The sequence below is a fragment of the Gallibacterium melopsittaci genome (genome assembly GCF_042433085.1).
In the GTDB taxonomy this organism is placed as follows: domain Bacteria; phylum Pseudomonadota; class Gammaproteobacteria; order Enterobacterales; family Pasteurellaceae; genus Gallibacterium; species Gallibacterium melopsittaci.
In genome coordinates, this window is record NZ_JBHLWA010000013.1 from 66,925 (window position 1) to 87,471 (window position 20,547).

Annotated in this window: 11 protein-coding genes and 4 tRNA genes; 14 read left to right on the forward strand and 1 reads right to left on the reverse strand. The window is 36.3% G+C overall.

Features of this window, described 5'->3' with window-relative positions:
• Positions 1-137: 137 nt before the first annotated feature.
• From nagB to ACFFHT_RS03120, 6 genes are all read left to right on the forward strand, one after another.
• Positions 138-950 (forward strand): glucosamine-6-phosphate deaminase, encoded by an 813-nt coding sequence (nagB, locus tag ACFFHT_RS03095; protein WP_382373391.1) that lies wholly within the window; start codon positions 138-140, stop codon positions 948-950.
• The gene (gene nagA, locus ACFFHT_RS03100; RefSeq protein ID WP_382373393.1) at positions 947-2,092 is read left to right on the forward strand and encodes an N-acetylglucosamine-6-phosphate deacetylase; all 1,146 of its coding nucleotides are present in this window, start codon (positions 947-949) and stop codon (positions 2,090-2,092) included. Before nagB ends, nagA begins: the two co-directional genes overlap by 4 nt.
• Before the next feature lie 208 nt (positions 2,093-2,300).
• A tRNA-Met gene (locus ACFFHT_RS03105) sits at positions 2,301-2,377 on the forward strand.
• A 4-nt stretch (positions 2,378-2,381) separates the two neighbouring features.
• A tRNA-Leu gene (locus ACFFHT_RS03110) sits at positions 2,382-2,466 on the forward strand.
• Positions 2,467-2,475: 9 nt separating this feature from the next.
• Positions 2,476-2,550 (forward strand) — tRNA-Gln (locus ACFFHT_RS03115).
• 32 nt (positions 2,551-2,582) lie between these two features.
• A tRNA-Gln gene (locus tag ACFFHT_RS03120) sits at positions 2,583-2,657 on the forward strand.
• A 47-nt stretch (positions 2,658-2,704) separates the two neighbouring features.
• Here ACFFHT_RS03120 and ACFFHT_RS03125 read toward each other — a convergent pair.
• Complete coding sequence (locus ACFFHT_RS03125; RefSeq protein ID WP_382373395.1) at positions 2,705-3,520, reverse strand: SDR family oxidoreductase; 816 nt, start codon at positions 3,518-3,520, stop codon at positions 2,705-2,707.
• 110 nt (positions 3,521-3,630) lie between these two features.
• Here ACFFHT_RS03125 and ACFFHT_RS03130 point away from each other — a divergent pair, with 110 nt between their 5' ends.
• From ACFFHT_RS03130 to ACFFHT_RS03165, 8 genes are all read left to right on the forward strand, one after another.
• Positions 3,631-4,182, forward strand: a complete 552-nt coding sequence (locus tag ACFFHT_RS03130) for a cytochrome b (protein WP_382373397.1) — start codon at positions 3,631-3,633, stop codon at positions 4,180-4,182.
• 189 nt (positions 4,183-4,371) lie between these two features.
• Positions 4,372-5,673, forward strand: coding sequence for a trigger factor (gene tig / locus ACFFHT_RS03135; protein WP_382373399.1), 1,302 nt, complete (start codon positions 4,372-4,374; stop codon positions 5,671-5,673).
• Positions 5,674-5,778: 105 nt separating this feature from the next.
• Positions 5,779-6,366 carry an ATP-dependent Clp endopeptidase proteolytic subunit ClpP gene (gene clpP, locus ACFFHT_RS03140; RefSeq protein ID WP_065237866.1) on the forward strand — a complete coding sequence of 196 codons (588 nt, stop codon included), beginning with the start codon at positions 5,779-5,781 and terminating at the stop codon, positions 6,364-6,366.
• An 11-nt stretch (positions 6,367-6,377) separates the two neighbouring features.
• On the forward strand, positions 6,378-7,622 hold the full coding sequence (gene clpX / locus ACFFHT_RS03145) for an ATP-dependent protease ATP-binding subunit ClpX (RefSeq protein ID WP_382370700.1): 1,245 nt from the start codon (positions 6,378-6,380) through the stop codon (positions 7,620-7,622).
• Positions 7,623-7,797: 175 nt separating this feature from the next.
• Positions 7,798-8,163 carry a YbaN family protein gene (locus tag ACFFHT_RS03150; protein ID WP_382373401.1) on the forward strand — a complete coding sequence of 122 codons (366 nt, stop codon included), beginning with the start codon at positions 7,798-7,800 and terminating at the stop codon, positions 8,161-8,163.
• 164 nt (positions 8,164-8,327) lie between these two features.
• A complete protein-coding gene (locus ACFFHT_RS03155) occupies positions 8,328-9,629 on the forward strand; it encodes an anaerobic C4-dicarboxylate transporter (RefSeq protein ID WP_382373403.1) in 1,302 nt (433 codons plus the stop codon).
• Positions 9,630-10,641: 1,012 nt separating this feature from the next.
• Positions 10,642-11,532, forward strand: a complete 891-nt coding sequence (locus tag ACFFHT_RS03160) for an OmpA family protein (protein ID WP_382373405.1) — start codon at positions 10,642-10,644, stop codon at positions 11,530-11,532.
• 52 nt (positions 11,533-11,584) lie between these two features.
• The gene (locus tag ACFFHT_RS03165) at positions 11,585-20,425 is read left to right on the forward strand and encodes an Ig-like domain-containing protein (protein WP_382373407.1); all 8,841 of its coding nucleotides are present in this window, start codon (positions 11,585-11,587) and stop codon (positions 20,423-20,425) included.
• The last annotated feature ends 122 nt before the right edge of the window (positions 20,426-20,547 follow it).

Genomic DNA, 20,547 nt, shown 5'->3' on the forward strand with positions numbered 1-20,547 from the left:
TAAAAATTTATCATCTTATGTTTAAAAAAGATCCATTCTTGATAAGAAAAATCAAACTTTGGAGCAAAATTGGTGTTATAATAAAAATAATGAAGTTTTATTTTAAAATTTAATTTTAATCAAACAAGGAGCCAACTATGCGTCTAATTCCCTTACAAAATGATCAACAAGTTGCTAAATGGGCAGCTCGCCATATTGTCGATAGTATTAATCGCTTTGCCCCAACAGCTGATCGCCCATTTGTACTAGGCTTACCAACTGGGGGTACACCACTTGCCACTTACAAAGAATTAATCAAACTTTATCAACAAGGTGAAGTAAGTTTTAAACATGTTGTCACTTTTAATATGGATGAATATGTTGGTTTACCAAAAGAACATCCTGAAAGTTACCACTCTTTTATGTTTAATAATTTCTTTAATCACGTTGATATTCCTCACGAAAATATTAACATCCTTAACGGTAATACTGATGATCACGATGCAGAATGCCAACGTTATGAGGATAAAATTAGATCTTACGGTAAAATTCATCTCTTTATGGGTGGTGTTGGTGAAGATGGGCATATCGCATTCAATGAACCAGGTTCATCACTTTCTTCTCGTACTCGTATTAAAACATTAAATGAAGATACGTTGATTGCAAATTCCCGTTTCTTTAACAATGATATCAATCAAGTACCAAAATATGCACTAACCATTGGTGTAGGTACATTATTAGATGCTGAAGAAGTTATGTTATTAATTACGGGATATCGTAAAGCATTAGCACTCCAAGCTGGTGTTGAAGGTGCGGTTAATCACCTTTGGACCATCAGTGCATTACAAATGCATAGTCGTGCAATTTTTGTTTGTGATGAAGCTGCAACCCAAGAATTAAAAGTAAAAACTGTTAAATACTTCAAAGAGTTAGAATCACACGCAATTCATAGTGTAAGAGAGTTAAAATGAAACAATATGCGTTAACAAATAGTGTCATCTATACAGGTACACAAATTCTGTATGGTCATGCTGTTATTGTTGAAAATGATAAAATCCAAAATATCGTACCAGAGCAAGATCTGCCTAAAGATCTTGCCAAAGTTGATTTAAAAGGTGCTAATCTTTCTGCAGGGTTTATTGATCTACAACTTAATGGTTGTGGTGGTGTGATGTTTAATGATAACTGTTCAGTCAAAACATTAGAAATTATGCAAGCCACCAATCTAAAATCAGGGACAACAAGTTTTTTACCAACCTTTATTACGGCACCTGATGAAGAAATTAAACAAGCTATTGCTGTTATGCGTGAATATCTTGCTACTCACCAAAATCAAGCTTTAGGTTTACATTTGGAAGGCCCCTATCTCAGTAAAGAGAAAAAAGGTGTGCATCGTGAAGAGTTTATCCGTGAAATTTCAAACGAAATGTTAGATTTTTTATGTGATAACGCTGATGTGATCACAAAAATTACACTTGCTGCAGAAAATCCAACAGCTAATTTTATTCCACAATTTACCGCCAAAGGGATTGTTGTTTCAATCGGGCATTCTAATGCCAGCAGTGAACAAGCAAATGAGCGATTCCAACAAGGTGCAACTTTTGCAACTCATCTTCATAATGCAATGTCACCAGTATCATCAGGACGTAATATGGGGGTTGTGGGTGCCGTATTGGACAATTCTAATGTTTATACTGGCATTATCGTTGATGGATTACACGTTACGTTTGGCAATGTTCGTATTGCTAAGCAGTGTAAACAAGATAAATTATGTTTAGTGACTGATGCAACTGCCGCAGCAGGAGCAGATATAGAATCATTCCAATTCGTTGGTAAGACCGTGTATGTACGCGATCATAAATGTTATGACGCCAATGGTACAATCGGAGGGTCTGCTGCAACAATGATTGAATCTATCCAAAACTGTGTCAATGAAGTAGGTATTCCTTTAGATGAAGCCTTACGTATGGCAACACTTTACCCTGCACGAGCCATTCACATTGATGATAAACTTGGTAGTATTGAAGCGGGTAAAATTGCTAATCTCACAGCGTTTAACCATAAATTTGAAGTATTAGGTACTGCGGTTAACGGTCACTGGCAGTTTAATTAATACAATAATTAATCATAGATTGTGATGAATATTTTTCGTCACAATCTTTGTTTTTGTGCAATATAACTCCTCTCTCATCCTCTATTTTTGTAAAAAAATAAACAAATTGTCTATTCTCTATGCGAACAACTTAAAAAATCTTTTTTTCTAAAAAAAGTTGTTGACGAGGATAGGATATATCAGCATAATTAGCGCCGCAAAAGCGAATGGCTACGTAGCTCAGTTGGTTAGAGCACAACACTCATAATGTTGGGGTCACAGGTTCGAATCCCGTCGTAGCCACCAGTTAGCGGGAATGGCGAAATTGGTAGACGCACCAGATTTAGGTTCTGGCGCCGTGAGGTGTGTGGGTTCAAGTCCCTCTTCCCGCACCATTTAAAAGTTGGGGTATCGCCAAGCGGTAAGGCACCGGGTTTTGATCTCGGCATCCCTAGGTTCGAATCCTAGTACCCCAGCCATCTCTTATTAATCAAATTTTGAATATTCCTGTTGGGGTATCGCCAAGCGGTAAGGCACCGGGTTTTGATCTCGGCATCCCTAGGTTCGAATCCTAGTACCCCAGCCATCTTCTTTTTACTTTCCTACTTTTCTGCAATTAATAAAATAATATCATTACATCATTTCAGGATCTGGGTATTGATAGACAAAATCTAAATCTTGGCAAATTTTATCGGCTGAAATAATACGTTCCATTGGTTCACTGTTCTCTGCAAACTGTGGTAATGGCAATCCTAATTTTTCTGCAGTTTTTGTATAATATTCGCCTTTCAATGGATGGATTGGTGCAACTAAATTATAGCGGCGGTGATAAGATGGAGTTTCAAGTAGCAGCTGAATTGCCCGAATACAATCCGTAAGGTGAACCAGATTAATTGTCTGATTTCCACCAGATATATGTTCCTTACCCGATAAATGATACACAGGATGCCGATCTTCACCAACTAATCCAGCTAAACGAATTATATCAACATCAATATCTTGTAATTCCCATAAGCGTTGTTCAATTTCCAATAATGCTTTACCTACATCTGATGTCGGTTTTGGAAAATAATCTTCCGTAAATGTACCTGATATCATTGGATAAACAGAAGTAGAACTAATAAAAATAATATGCTGTACGTTATGTAACAATGCTTCGGTTAGGAGATTTTCAACACTAAGAATATAGTTATTTAAATCAAAGAAATATTCACTTGGTGGGATATTGATAATTAAACTATCAACATTTAATAATGTTTCTAAATCATCTGGATCGGCATTAATCGCTGGGGTCAACTCAAGATAATAACTTTCTACTCGTTGCAATCGCATTCGTTCTACCCCTTCATGCGTTCGCTTACTCCCTTTTACATTCCAGCCTAAACTTTGCAAATAACGGGCAAGAGGGAAACCTAACCAACCTAATCCAACGATTGCAACACTTTTCATACTTGTCTTATCCAATCTTTATCTGCAAAATAATTAATCTCATTTTTCACTAATTCTAAGACAATAAAATCAAAGCACAAGCCATTATTATCTTTCTTTAAGGAGAATTTATGTCGGCCAATCGTTATCCAAGAATTCAAATTTTTTTGCATTGGTTCTCCCTACTACTTATCGGCTTAACTTATATCAATATTCATCTACATGACTTAGATCTTACTTTCGACTGGTATGACTTAATGATGGATACCCACTATACATTAGGAATCTTAGTATGGTTAACTGTATTATTTCGATTAATTATTCGTCATATTTATTTAAAAAGAACACCTGAGATTCTTCCTACACCACCAATATGGCAGACTAAATTAGCACATTATGTACATTTAGCCTTATATCTTCTTTTTATTCTGATACCTATTTTTGGCTCATTAACAGTTTTAAATAAAGGCGTAGATGTGACCTTCTTTGGTTACCCGATGTTGACAGGCTTTACTGCTAATTCTGAAACGGCACATTTCATCAAAGAAATCCATGAAGCCTTAACCAATATTGCACTCGCCTTCATTAGTTTACATGCGATTGCAGCCCTATATCATCACTATATCGTAAAAGATAATACCCTATTACGAATGATACCAAATAAAACAAAATCCGCAGATTAATTAAATTGAGCGAACAATAAACAACTATCGGTTTTTATCGTTCGCTTTCTCGACATATTACCAATGAATAAGCTATAATCGGGCGTTCAATTTTTTAATACACCCGTATTATTGTACACAATCAATAATTATTTTTTGCGTGTTCGGTAGATAATTGCCGAGTACATTCATTTTTTTGAGGTAGCATAAATGCAAATTTCAGTAGAAACAACTCAAGGATTAGAACGCCGTATCAGCATTACCGTACCGGCAGATGTAATCGAACAAGCTGTTCGTGAAGAATTAAAAAAAGTAGCAAAAACTGCTCGTATCGATGGTTTCCGTAAGGGAAAAGTTCCTCCTAGCATTATTGAACAACGTTTTGGTGCATCTGCACGTCAAGACGTATTAGGTGATTTAATGCAACGTCATTTCTTCGATGCCATCATCCAAGAAAAAATTGATTTAGCAAGCCGCCCAACTTTTGCACCTGAACAATATAAAGTAGGCGAAGATCTTACTTTCTCTGCAACATTTGAGGTTTACCCAGAAGTAGAACTTAAAGGTTTAGAAAACATCAAGGTCGAAAAACCAGTAGTAAAAATCACTGCAGCTGATGTAGATAAAATGGTTGATACATTACGCAAACAACAAGCAACTTGGGAAGAAAAAGCAGAAGCTGCACAAGCAGATAGCCGTGTTACTATTGATTTCGTTGGAACAATTAACGGTGAAGAATTTGAAGGTGGAAAAGCAACTGATTTCGTATTATTTATGGGACAAGGTCGTATGATTCCTGGTTTCGAAGATAGTATCATTGGTCATAAAGCTGGCGAACAATTCGATGTTGAAGTTACTTTCCCTGAAGAATACCATTCTGAAAACTTAAAAGGTAAACCAGCTAAATTTGCAATTACCTTGAAGAAAGTCGAAGTAATGGTATTACCAGAACTTACAGATGAATTTGTTGCTAAATTTGGTCCAAATACCAAAACTGTTGCAGATCTTCGTGCAGAAATTGAGAAAAATATGCAACGTGAACTTGATAACGCAGTTACTGCAAATATCAAAACTCAAGTACTTGATGGTTTATTGGAACAAAATGAAATGGATGTACCAAGTTCAGCAATCGATCAAGAAATTGATGTATTACGTCAACAAGCAGCTCAACGTTTTGGTGGTAATTCAAAACAAGCATTAGAATTACCTCGCGAAATTTTTGAAGAACAAGCAAAACGTCGTGTGAAAGTTGGTTTATTACTCAGCAAAGTTATTTCAAGCAACGAATTAAAAGTTGATGAAGATCGCGTTAAAGCAATGATCGCAAGCATTGCTTCTGCTTATGAACAACCACAAGAAGTTGTTGATTACTATAGTAAAAATCAAGAATTATCTAACAACATTCGCAATGTTGTGTTAGAAGAACAAGCAGTTGATGTAATTCTTGCAAAAGCTCAAGTATCTGAAGTTGAAAAATCATTTGATGACATTATGAATGCACCTCGTGCATAATTCATAAACCTATCATTATTCAACCTATCAAGTGCGGTTATTTTTCGACCGCACTTTTTCTATTTTTGCTACCTCTTCTGAGGTTTGCTGACAACAGGAGAAAATATGGCATTAGTCCCTATGGTAATCGAACAGACTTCACGTGGTGAACGCTCTTTCGATATTTATTCTCGACTACTTAAAGAACGAGTCATTTTCCTTACTGGAGAAGTAGAAGATAATATGGCGAATTTGATCGTCGCTCAATTATTATTCTTAGAATCAGAAAACCCAGATCAAGATATTAATCTTTATATCAATTCACCTGGTGGTTCCGTGACTGCTGGAATGGCAATTTACGATACCATGCAATTTATTAAACCAGATGTACGCACGCTTTGTATTGGTCAAGCCTGCTCAATGGGTGCTTTTTTATTAGCTGGTGGAGCAGCAGGAAAACGTTTTGCACTACCTCATTCTCGTGTAATGATCCATCAACCTTTAGGTGGTTTCAGAGGACAAGCATCAGATATTCAAATTCATGCACAAGAGATCTTAAAAATTAAAGAAACCCTAAATCAACGCCTAGCTTTCCATACTGGTCAACCATTGGAAGTTATCGAAAAAGATACTGATCGTGATAACTTTATGTCAGCGGAAGCTGCCAAAGCCTATGGCTTGATTGATACTGTATTAACTCATCGAGATCAATAAGTGAGTCATGTATGTCAGATAAACCAGAAAATAATGAAAAATTCTATTGTTCTCTTTGCGGTAAAGAAAAACATGAAGTAGAAAAATTAATTGCTGGCATTTCCGGCTATATCTGTAATGAATGTGTGGAAACTTGCCACGATTTATTATCGACTGAAGCAAATTCAGCAATAGAACAATCAGAACAAACTGAATTAGATGTCATCCCTACGCCACACGAAATTCGTGCACATTTAGATAATTATGTTATTGGACAAGATCAAGCGAAAAAGACGCTAGCTGTTGCAGTTTATAATCACTATAAACGTTTACGCAGTAATGAAAGTGATCTTGATGTTGAATTAGGTAAAAGTAATATTTTATTAATTGGTCCAACTGGAAGCGGAAAAACCTTCTTAGCTCAAACCCTTGCTCGCCAACTTAATGTGCCTTTTGCTATTGCAGATGCAACAACATTAACTGAAGCTGGTTATGTAGGGGAAGATGTAGAAAATATTATTCAACGTCTTTTACAAAACTGTGAATATGATACCGATAAAGCAGAAAGAGGCATTATCTATATTGATGAAATTGATAAGATTTCTCGTAAATCTGAAAACCCATCAATTACTCGAGATGTTTCAGGCGAAGGTGTGCAACAAGCTCTCTTAAAATTAATTGAGGGAACTGTGGCTTCTATACCGCCACAAGGTGGTCGTAAACACCCACAACAAGAATTTTTGAAGGTAGATACCTCAAAAATCTTATTTATTTGTGGTGGTGCATTTGCTGGACTAGATAAAATTATCGCTAAACGTACTCACAAAGATCGTGGTATTGGTTTCAGTGCAGAAGTTAATAGTAAACAAAATGAGCAAAATATTACTGAACTCTTTACGCAAGTTGAAACGGAAGATTTAATTAAATTTGGTTTAATTCCTGAATTTATTGGACGCCTACCAGTAATTGCTACTTTAGCAGAACTAGATGAAGAAGCATTAATTAATATTCTTACCGTACCAAAAAATGCTCTCATTAAACAATATCAAGCACTATTTAAGCTCGAAAATGTAGAGTTAGAGTTTTCACCAGAAGCATTAAAAGCGATTGCACAAAAAGCATTAGCTCGTAAAACTGGTGCTCGTGGTTTACGTTCAATTGTCGAAAATATTCTATTAGATACAATGTATGACCTACCTTCTTTAACAGGTTTGAAGAAAGTGGTTATTGATCAAGATGTAATAGAAAATAAATCGCTACCAAAATTAGAATATTAATCTAAACATTAAGGGGTGATACTTGTTGCCCCTATTATTTTTCCTTTCAATGAACCATAAAAACGGTTATATTAATAAGAATTTTTCTCAAAAACTTAGTAATAATTTTTAATGTAGCATAGATGAAAAATCGTTTCTGCTGCATAAAAAGACGACACTTCCAAAGATTCTAGATATGTTACGTTATTTATATATTTTTCTTGGCTTTTTATCACTGGGATTAGGCATTTTAGGCATTTTTCTCCCTGTTTTACCAACAACGCCATTTCTTTTATGTACTCTCTTTTTCTTCGGTAAAAGTTCCCACAAATTAGAAAGCTGGTTTAAACAAACACCAATTTACCATAAATACTTAAAAACCTTTCATGAGCAACGTGCCTTAACAAAAAAAACAAAACTATATATTTTATTTATCTCTACTCTGATGATGGCATTTCCTTTATATACTATTCCTAATATTTTCGGCAAAGTCGCCATTCTGCTCTTATTACTTATTCAGTATTGGCTCTTTTTCTTCTGGATTAAAACTTTACCTGAATAATATTCAACCACTTTTCAATCAACTCGTCTGAATAACATACTATTTTAGATCTAACTCAAGAATCTACGTTTAAAAACTGCTAGAATTCTAGCCGCAAAGTATTATAGCAGTTCAATCTGAATACTCTGTTGTTGTGTGTTATTTATAAACTACAAGGAACTTATATGATTTGGCTACAATTTTTAGTTGTACTATTCTTTATATTTTTAGGTACCCGTTTAGGCGGGATTGGAATTGGCTTTACTGGTGGTTTAGGTGTCGTAGTATTAGCAATGTTAGGCTTAACACCAGGTGAAATCCCTTTTGACGTAATTTCTATCATCATGTCAGTAATTATGGCAATTGCTGCAATGCAAGTCGCTGGTGGTATGGATTTCCTCGTAAAATGGGCAGAACATATTTTACGTAAACATCCAAAATATATTACTTACCTTGCACCAGCAGTGGGCTATTTTATGACTGTTTGTGCTGGTACAGGTCATACTGCATTCTCTATTCTTCCAGTGATTGCAGAAGTAGCAAAAGAACAAGGTGTACGTCCATCTCGTCCATTATCTATTACAACTATTGCTTCACAAATTGCAATTACTGCCTCCCCAATTTCAGCAGCCGTAGTTTACCTTGCTGGTGAAATTGAAAAAACTTATGGTATTGGATATCTTGAATTATTAGCAATTTGGATTCCAACTACTTTTGTTGCTTGTATGATTACTGCTTTCATCTGTAATTTCTTAGGCAAAGAATTAAAAGATGATGCAGAATATCAACGCCGTTTAGCAGCAGGATTAATTAAATTACGTGGTGAAACTCAAATTGAAATTAAACCATATGCAAAACGCTCTGTTGCAATCTTCTTAGCAACTGTAATTGTCGTTATGCTCTATGCAACTTTAATCAGTAAAACTGTAGGCTTAATTGATAATCCAGTATTACCACGTAATGAAGCTATCGTGAGCTTTATGTTAGGAGCTGCTACATTAATTACTATCTTCTGTAAGATTGATGTAAGTAAAATTACTTCTGCAGCAACATTCAAATCAGGTATGTCTGCATCAATCTGTGTAATGGGGGTTGCGTGGTTAGGAAACACTTTCGTTGCTGGTCACATCAATGAAATCAAAGCTGTTTCTGCGGATCTATTAAATAACTACCCTTGGATGCTTGCTGTTGTATTATTCTTTGCAAGTACTCTACTTTATTCACAAGCTGCAACTGCTAAAGCATTATACCCAACTGCAATTTTACTTGGGGTATCTCCACTTTCTGCAATCGCAGCATTTGCTGCTGTATCAGCATTATTTGTATTACCAACTTACCCAACTTTAATTGCTGCAGTAGAAATGGATGACACTGGTTCAACTCGTATTGGTAAATTTGTATTTAACCATCCATTCATTATCCCAGGTGTTATTGCAATTTCTCTCTCTGTATTATTCGGTTTTATGTGGGGCAGTTTATTTATCTAATAAACTAATTATTTTTTTCTATAAGAGAGGGAAGCAAATTTTGTTTCCCTCAAATTATTATTCTATTTAACATCGAGTAACTCTATACAATATAGTAAAGCAAGAGTTCTCTATGAAATTGTTCCATTTTATTTTTAATCAACCTTAAATATTTAAAACTTATCAACATACTTTGATTCTCTAAGATTAATAATTCATTTATATATTGTATATATTTTATAATGTAATTGTTAATTTTTACGCACACACCGATGATGAGTAACCCTCATAATAAAAATCAAAATTGTAACGGTCGGTAAAATTAGTCTCTTTTTTGATGGCGATCCCACAATATGAGTATTGTCCTCGAGTAAACTTTCGGATTAACCAATCACTAAATCTACACCAGTATGCATAAAGCGATTTACCGTTACGTTTACCCTTGTATAACGCTAAATACACTTACTGCTCCTCCGCTAATAAACGAAGTGCAACACTGCACATCTTACTTTATCAACTTGTTTTCAAAAAACGTTGCACTTCAAGGTTGAATTTAAAGAATGTATTAAAACTATATACCTAATTTAAATAAATTCAGTAGTTCATCTAAATTTTGAGCTTATTTATATTGCATAAGTCGTACTTATAAATAGGTATTTAGGCTTTAAGTTATACAAATAGCAAAAACCAATAAAAACAAAAAATACAAAACTTACACTTTATTAAAGTTATTGTAAATAAAAATACCTCCTTTTGCGGATTTGTTATTTGTAATTAATTGATTTTTTTAAGTTAAAAGTTGATGACGATAAAAGAGCATACTTACGTAAAATTTTCACTATTAATAATTTATATTTTTATAACCGTTAATCATTGATTTTAAATGGGCTGGCTTTAATCTTATTTGTAAGTTTTTTGAGCGAAAAGGGGAGGGGGGGGGGAATTTACATTAATAAGTATATGCCTTATTATTGCTCGTTCTTAAATTTTACAAAGGTTGCTATCAATTTTAATAAAATAACAAGGAAAATTTATGAGAATATTAAAATCATTTTCAGTCGCCTTATTTACTCTAATAATGTTTGGCTGTACGACAGCTCCAAATTCCTTATCATGGAAAAATACTCAAAAGGAAAGCTATCAGCAGGATATTCCAGAAAACCGTTCTTCACTGATTGTTTATCGTACTCAAAATGCAATTGAAGGGGCAACAACTAATATTTATGTAAATGGTGAGTATTTAGCCTCTTTACAGCCTAATGCGTATTCACAGACATTGGTTTGCCCTGATAGCCAACGTTTATATTCTGAATTTACTCATCAAGATCCTGGCTATCGCAATAAAGCTAACTTAGGAGCTTACTATAGTTTACCTCAAGGGAAAATCAGCTTTTTCAAAGTAATAAATATAAATGGCAAACCGAGCCTAACTCCAGTAGAAGAGAGCTTAGCTAAACAAGAGTTAGAAAGCATGCCTCGCCAATCGCATACATTATCTCGAGTAGATTATACAAATTGTTCAGTAACTAAACATTATGATTTACAAGCATCAGCGTTATTTCCATTTAATAAAGTGGATTATCAATCTATGCTAACGGTTGGAAAACAAGAATTAAGTAAAATTGCTATGGATATTCAACAATATGGATTAGATATCAAGAAAATAGAAATAATAGGGTATAGCGATCCTATGGGAAGTGAAAAATATAATAAGAAACTTTCCTTACAACGTGCCAATACAGTTAAACAAGTTTTTGTGGATAATGGTATTGCAGAAGCATTAATTAGTGTTGAAGGCAAAGGTTCTGAAAATTTACTTGTTTCTAATTGTCAAATTCAATCCAATAACAAAATACAACAACAATTATGTAATCAACCTAACCGCCGAGTAGAAGTTGTATTACACACTAATCGTAATAAGTAGCCTTAATAGTATTAAAATATTGAAAAAAAACATAAGTAGTTAGGATATAGAAATGTCAAAAACAATCATTTTAAATATTAATAACAGCAAAGAAACCATTCAGACCTTAAAATTAGAAAAAGGTCAATTAATTAAAATCAAAGCACAAGCTAAAGTACATTATCAATTCACTGATGAAGAAACACAATTTGCCCCAGAAAATATTATGACGAAGCGAGTTGGTGATGACTTAGTTATTGCATTTGAAGGGAGTGATATTGAGCAACCAGACTTGATAATTGAAGATTATTATAATCAAGAAAATAATGATTGCTTATTGGTTGGTCAATATGAAAATGGTCAAATTTATCCTTATGTTCCTGAAAGTACATTACAAACAGATGCCGTTACATTATTAGCCGATGGGAATAGTGCAGGACAAGCATTGGGAGGAGATCCAATTAGTAATCTATGGGCATTTTCACCTTGGTGGTTATTAGCTTTATTGCCTCTCGCCGCAGGGATACAAGTTAATCATAGCGATTCAGGGGTTGCGATTAATGTTACGGTTGTTGTTCCTAATCCAACTAAAAATAATACTCCTGAAATTACGGGAGAAACGAATGCACCTGAAGGTTCAACAGTTACTATTACCATAACGGATAGTGAAGGTAATACCCAAACAGTAACCACTACTGTTAATCCTGATGGCTCTTATAATGTAGAAGTGCCAAATGAATTACCAGAGGGTAACTTTAATGTTGTTGTTGAGGTAACAACACCTGATGGTAACTCAGGTAAAACCAACGGGAATGGTGAAATTGATACTACTCCACCAACAGTTGATGCCACTGAAATTGCTAATGATAAACAAGTAGGGCAAGATACAGGGGACACTGATAACTATTCTTATGTGAACAAACAAGAGAAAGCAAACGGGTTTACAATCAGTGGTAACACGGCGGAAGATACTAAAACCGTTGTAGTTGAAATCTTAAAAGAAGATGGAACGACAACAGGTACAAGCTATACTGCCACTGTTGATAATGGAACTTGGACAGCCAATGTGCCAGCGAATGCGAGTTGGACAGACAATGACGGCACATATCAAGTTAAAGTAACCGCAACTGATAAAGCAGGTAATACCAATACCGATATTGATTTAACGGTTGTTGATACAACGCCTCCAACCGTTACTGTTGATGCACCAGATATCACTACTAATAAAACCCCTACGATTAAAGGTAATGTAACGGATGTGCCAGAGGGAACAACGGTCACCGTGATTGTTACAGATAAAGATGGTAATACTCAAACCGTAACGACTAAAACAGATGAAAATGGCGACTATAGTATTGAAGTACCTAATTCGCTACCTGAAGGTAACTATGATGTAGAGGTTGAAGTAGAAGATCCAGCAGGTAATAAAGGTGTGGATAAAGACGGCAATAAACCGCAAGATAAAGGTAATGAAGTTGTAAAAACGAATGTTACGCTTGATCCAATTACACCAGATGATGTTATCAATAAAGAAGAATCTCAACAAGATATTCCAATCTCAGGTAAAGTAACAGGTGAATTTACTGAGGGTGATAAAGTAACGGTAACGGTGAATAATAAACCATTTACAACTACAGTCGAGAAAGACGGTAGCTTTACTGTTAATGTGCCAGGTAAAGATTTAGCTGAGGCAGACCAACCTAAAGTTACTGCTACAGTAGAGGTAACAGATAAAACAGGTTCGAAAATTCCAGTAGAAACGGATCGTGATTATGCTGTAGATACGACGCCACCAGACATAACGGTTAATGTACCTTCAACAACCAAGGATACAACGCCAGAAATTACTGGTACAACAGATGCACCAGCGGGATCAACTATAACTGTAACGATCACAGATAAAGATAATAATACTCAAACAGTAACGACTACGGTTAACCCTGATGGCTCTTATAGTGTAGAAGTGCCAAAAGAATTACCAGAGGGTAACTATAATGTTACCGTTGAGGTTACAGATCCAGCTGGTAACACAGGAACAAATAATGGTAATGGTGAAATTGATCTCACACCACCAAACATAACGGTTAATGTACCTTCAACAACCAAGGATACAACGCCAGAAATTACTGGTACAACAGATGCACCAGCGGGATCAACTATAACTGTAACGATTACAGATAAAGATAATAATACTCAAACAGTAACCACCACAGTTAACCCTGATGGCTCTTATAGTGTAGAAGTGCCAAATGAATTACCAGAGGGCAACTATAATGTTACCGTTGAGGTTACAGATCCAGCTGGAAACACAGGAACAAATAATGGTAATGGTGAAATCGATCTCACACCACCAAACATAACGGTTAATGTACCTTCAACAACCAAGGATACAACGCCAGAAATTATTGGTACAACAGACGCACCAGCGGGATCAACTATAACTGTAACGATTACAGATAAAGATAATAATACTCAAACAGTAACCACCACAGTTAACCCTGATGGCTCTTATAGTGTAGAAGTGCCAAATGAATTACCAGAGGGCAACTATAATGTTACCGTTGAGGTTACAGATCCAGCCGGTAACACAGGAACAGATAATGGTAATGGTGAAATCGATCTCACGCCACCAACAGTTGATACCACTGAAATTGCTAATGATAAACAAGTAGGGCAAGATACAGGGGACACGGATAACTATTCTTATGTGAATAAACAAGAGAAAGCAGACGGGTTTACAATCAGTGGTAACACGGCGGAAGATACTGAAACCGTTGTAGTTGAAATCTTAAAAGAAGATGGAACTACAACAGGCACAAGCTATACGGCTACTGTTGAGAATGGAAGTTGGACTGCCAAGGTGCTAGCTGATGAAGACTGGGTAAAAGATGGTACATACCAAGTTAAAGTAACCGCAACTGATAAGGCAGGTAATACCAATACAGACATTGATTTAACGGTTGTTGATACAACACCACCAAATAGCTCAACCACAAACATTACTATTACAACCATTGGCGGTGATGATGTCATCAACAAAGAAGAGGCTGGTTCACCAAAAGTGCCAGTGGTTGGTAAAGTAACAGGTGAGTTTAAAGAGGGCGATACAGTAACAGTTACGGTTAATGGCAATCCATATACAGATACAGTCGATAAAGACGGTAACTTTACTATTAATGTTCCAGGTAAAGAATTGGTAGAAGATAATGATAAGACCATTGAAATAAGCATTACGACGACCGATGATGCAGGAAATACGGCTACTGTAGAAGGCACACCGAAAACTTATACAGTTGATACCAGTGTAACGATTGATATCAATCATATTGCAGGTGAAGACCAAGGCGATACGGATAAAGACGGCTATGCTACAATCAATATCAAAGATAAAGCAGAGGGTTTCAAGGTATCAGGTACAACAGATGCGGAAGATGGTCAAAAAGTAACAGTTACTGTAAAAGATTCTACTGGCTCAACTGTGGCAACTTACACAGAGGCAGCTACAGTGGCTGGAGGAAATTGGTCAATGCAAGTTCCAGCTAATGAGGATTGGATTACAGACAAAACCGTTTACACCTTTACAGCGAAAATAACAGACAAAGCAGGGAATACAACGGAAGATCCAGATAAGACAGCAGAAACTGACTTAACGGCACCAAGTAATGATACGACCACCATTACTTTAAACCCTATTACACCAGATAATATTATTAATCAGGAAGAGTCAGGTAAAGAGATCCCAGTATCAGGAAAAGTAACAGGTGAGTTTAATAAGGGCGATACGGTAACTGTAACGGTTAATAACAACCCATATACAGGTAAAGTAGATGAAGAGGGTAACTTTAGTATCAAGGTTCCAGGTCAAGAGTTATCAGGCGCAGAGCCACCGAAAGTAACAGCGACAATTGAAGTTACAGACAAAGCAGGTAATCCGGGTAAAGCGACAACAGAAAAAGATTATGACGTGGATATTACACCTCCTACAGTTGATGTAACTCATATTGCTGGAGATGAGCAAGTAGGAGCGGATAGCGGTAATGAAGATAACTATTCATATGTGAACAGTACTGAAAAAGCAACTGGGTTTGAAATTAAAGGCTCTACTGATGCTACAGATGTATCGAGTGTTATTGTTGAAATTCGCACACAGAATGGCGATAAAATCGGTGATGGCGTAACCTATACGGCAACAGTTGAAAATGGAACTTGGACAGCCAATGTGCCAGCTGATGCAGATTGGGTAAAAGATGGTACATACCAAGTTATCGCAACAGCAACTGATAAGGTAGGTAATACCAATACCGATATTGATTTAACAGTGGTAGATCTCACTCCACCAAATAGTGATACTACTCAAGTAACCATTACCACAGTAGGCTATGATGATGTCATCAACAAAGAAGAGGCAGATTCACCAGAAGTGCCAGTGGTTGGTAAAGTAACAGGTGAATTTACTGAGGGTGATACAGTAACAGTAACGGTTAATAACAATCCATATACAGGTAAAGTCGATAAAGACGGTAACTTTACAATTAAAGTACCAGGTTCAGCATTAGATAATGACAGCGATAAACAAATTGAAGTGGAAGTTGAAGCTAGCGATAAAGCAGGTAATAAAGGTAAAGTACCTGGTTCGCCAAAAACCTATACGGTTGATAAAGACGTATCGATAGATATTAATCACATTGCTGGAGAAGACCAGAATGGTGCAGATGCTGATGGTTATGCAACGATTAATAATACTGATAAAGAGAAAGGCTTTAAAGTATCAGGAACAACGGATGCAGAGCAAGGTCAAACTGTTACAGTAACCGTTTCAAACGGCACAAACGAGGTGGCACGTTACACAGCGACAGTTGAAGAGGCTGGTAAATGGTCAGTGAATGTTCCAGCTAATGAAACTTGGATTACTGATAAAACAGTTTATACCTTTACAGCTAAAGTAACGGATAAAGCGGGTAATACAGCAGAAGATCCTGATAAAACAGCAGAAACTAATTTAACCCTACCAAATGTAACCGTAACAGTGAATAAAATTACGGATGATAATGTGGTAAATAAAACTGAAAGTGAAGATAACATTACGATTACAGGTAAAGTCACTAGTCCAGATGTGAAAGTTGGGGACAAAGTGGTGGTAACTGTTGACGGTAATAAACATGAAACCAGCGTTAAGAAGGTTACTGATGGTCAAGGAGAGTTTGAGGTTACGGTATCAGGTAGTGAGCTGAAAAATGCTTCTACACCAAAAGTTACAGCGACAGCAACGGTAACCAATACAGCGGGTAATGAAGGCACAGGTAGCGGAGAACAATCTTATACCGTGGATACAACGGCAACGATTGATATTACTCATATTGCAGGTGAAGACCAAGGCGATACGGATAAAGACGGCTATGCCACAATCAATATCAAAGATAAAGCAGATGGTTTTAAAGTATCGGGTACAACAGATGCTGAAGATGGTCAAAAAGTAACAGTTACTGTAAAAGATTCTGGTGGCTCAACTGTGGCAACTTACACGGATATAGCTACAGTGTCAGGAGGAAGTTGGTCAATGCAAGTTCCAGCTGGCCAAGAATGGATCAAAGATCAAGCGGTCTATACCTTTACAGCGACTGTAACAGATACAGCAGGTAACACAGCAGAAGATTCAGATAGCACTGCGGCAACAGATTTAACGCCTCCAACAGTGAGCGTAATGGTTGATAATGTTACTGAAGATAATGTTGTGAATAAAACGGAAAGTAGCGGTAAAGTTACCATTACAGGTAAAGTAAATAGTCCTGATGTTAAAGTGGGCGATGATGTTACAGTAACCGTTAACGGTAAAGGATACCCAGCTAAGGTTACTAGCGTAAGCAATAACGAGGGTAACTTCAGTGTTGAAGTTGATGGTAGCGAATTGGCTAGTGCAAACCCTCAAACGGTAACAGCAACGGCAACCGTTACTGATCCATCAGGTAACCCTGCAACAGGTACAGGAACGAAAAATTATACTGTTGATACCACAGCTCCAGTGATTGATATTAATCAGATTGCAGGAGAACTCCAATCTGGTGATGATCAAGGCGATGATGATAGTTATGCTTATATTAACAGCTCAGATAAAGCTAGTGGCTTTACTATCTCAGGAACGACTGATGCTGAAAATGATCAGACAGTGAGTATCAAGGTGTATAACACAGATGATGCTAGCAACCCTGTTGCAACCTATGAAGCAAAAGTAGCTAATGGAGCTTGGACTGCCAATGTGCCAGCTAATGAGGCATGGATTGAAGATGGCAAAACCTACAATTTTACTGCGACAGTAAGTGATAAAGTTGGTAATGAAGGGCGTGATACGGATAAAGTAAACGCAGATCTCACTAAACCAGCGGTTGATGTCAACCATATTGCTGGTGATGATCAGCCTAGTACAGGCGATACAGGAAATACTGATAAATATTCCTATGTGAATAAAGCAGAAAAAGAAGCAGGCTTTACCATTAAAGGCTCTACTGAAACTGGTGTTGAAAACGTTATCGTTGAGATTTTGAAAGAAAATGGTGATCAAATTGGTAATGGCGTAAGTTATACTGCCCCTGTGAAGAACGGTACTTGGACTGTCGATGTTCCAGCCAATGCAACTTGGGCAACGGATGGTACATATCAAGTTAAAGCAACAGCGACAGATAAAGCAGGTAATACCAATACTGATATTGACTTAACCGTAGTAGATACCACGGCACCAACTATTAGTATTACTGTACCAGCAACGAGCAAAACACCAAAACCAACCATTACAGGAACAGTAACAGGTGTTGAGCCAGGAACAGAGGTTACCGTAACCATTACTTACAACAATGGTTCTACACAAACTGTAACAACGACAACAGATAGTAGTGGCAATTATAGCGTTGTGCCTGATAGCAACTTACCATCTGGAGATTACACAGCAACTGCTAAAGTAAAAGATCCAGCCGGTAATGAAGCAAATAGTAATAGTGGTACAGGTAATGTTGATTTAACGGCTAAAATTGATATTACTGAAATTGCTGGCGAAACCCAATCAGAAGCTGCATTTACTGATAATAGCGATACAAACCAATATGCTTCTATCAGTGATTCAGACAATGCAAATGGTTTTGCTGTAAAAGGTAAAACTGATGTTGGAGCAGGTCAAACAGTAACCTTAGAAGTTATTGAACAAGCGAAGAGTGGATTATCAGTTCAGGCTGATGGAACTTATGCCCCAACACGTGTTGTGAAAACTTACACTACAACAACAGATACTAATGGTGATTGGACAATCAATCTTGATAAAAACTTTGGTTTCTCTCAAGGTAGAACATATCAATTCAAAGCAACGGTTACTAGTGAATATGGAGCAACAGCTACGGATATAGATGTAGTAACAACAGCTATGACAGCTACGGTTGATATCACAACAATTAACGGTTATTCTCAAAATCCTATAGGCACTGATGCAAATGATTATGCAATTATTGATAGTAATGCTAAATATGAAGGCTTGACAATATCAGGAACCTCAACCAATGCAGCGGGGCGTTATGTGTCTATTAGTATTGATGGTAAAACCTTTGGTACCTACGGAATCAGTAATGTTATTCAAAATGATGGAAATTGGACGATTACCATTCCAGGGATTAAAGATTTAACAGGGCGTAACTCCCTTGATGAATTGGATATCGGTATAGCCCACGATGTAACAGCAACAATTGTTGATTTGAAAAATAATGGAGTAGCAATTACAGATACAGATAAAACAAGGCCTGTTGAACCAATTATTCGTTTAACCCGTTTATCAACTAACCTTAATGAAAGCGGAGGCCCAAATCATAAAGGAGGGTATTCTCACGGGAATGATAATGCTTATCCTGGAGATAGTAATGTATATAATGGGCAACTGCAAACTTATCAAGCAGGTAGTGCTAATAAATCCAGTGATAATGATGATGTGATTTATGTAGAAAAAACTACAGATAATGGTAAAAGCAATGAGGGCAATTTTATTACAATAAATTTAGGTAGTGGTAATGACTATTTCTCGACATCAGCATTTTCGCCTGTTGACGTGAAATTCTTCGATGCAGGTAAATCCGATCTTACGGGTAATGTAGGAGTTGTTATCAACGGAGGCAGTGGAAATGATGTTATTGATGTTTATAACAAAAATTCGGCTATTATGCAAAATACTTATGTAGGTATGGGGCCTGGCAATGACATTATTACTGCTTATAACCAAGGTTTAACCACTGAGAATTATATTGATATGGCTGATGGCAACGATGCTATTTATACCACTCGTATAGGTAGTTCTAATAGAATTCATATGGGGGCAGGAGATGATTTACTCGTTATTTATGGTGACCTTAAAGCAGGCCCGAGTTCTACCCAACTAGATACTAGCTTATCCTCTGCTTCAAATACAATTATTGACTTTGGATCTGGTACGGATGTATTACGTATTGCTTCAAACTCAACCTTTTCAGATGGAGGTTCAGCAGTAATTGCTATGCAAAATCTTAAAAATTTAGAATTTTTAAATTTAAATGGTACAGCTAATCAGGTATCTTTTTATAACTATCTTAACCAAAATAAAGGATCGCAGGATTTAGTGATTTATGGTACAGATGGTGCAAAATACCTAAATTCAGATGGGGCATTGGTTCAATCAAGTAATCAGATTTTGGGCTTAGATAAATCAACTAAGAGTAGCACGACCACAACCTTTACTTTGCCAGAGAACGGAAAAGTATTGATGAAAGATTTGATATTAGATACAGACAATAACAATGAGTTATTGGGAGTAAAAGAGACGACTATAACTCAAGTAGATGCTTATCGATATCAAACTATTGATGGTGTAACTGTGTATGTAGATAAAAACTTAATTGGTATTATTGCATAAGTTTAAACCCTCCGTTAGGAGGGTTTTTTATTTGAATGTAATTTATATTGTAGTAAATAATTTTGATCTGATTAAAAGCTCTGAATATTTACTGAGTAACGTTAGGATAGTTGATAACATAA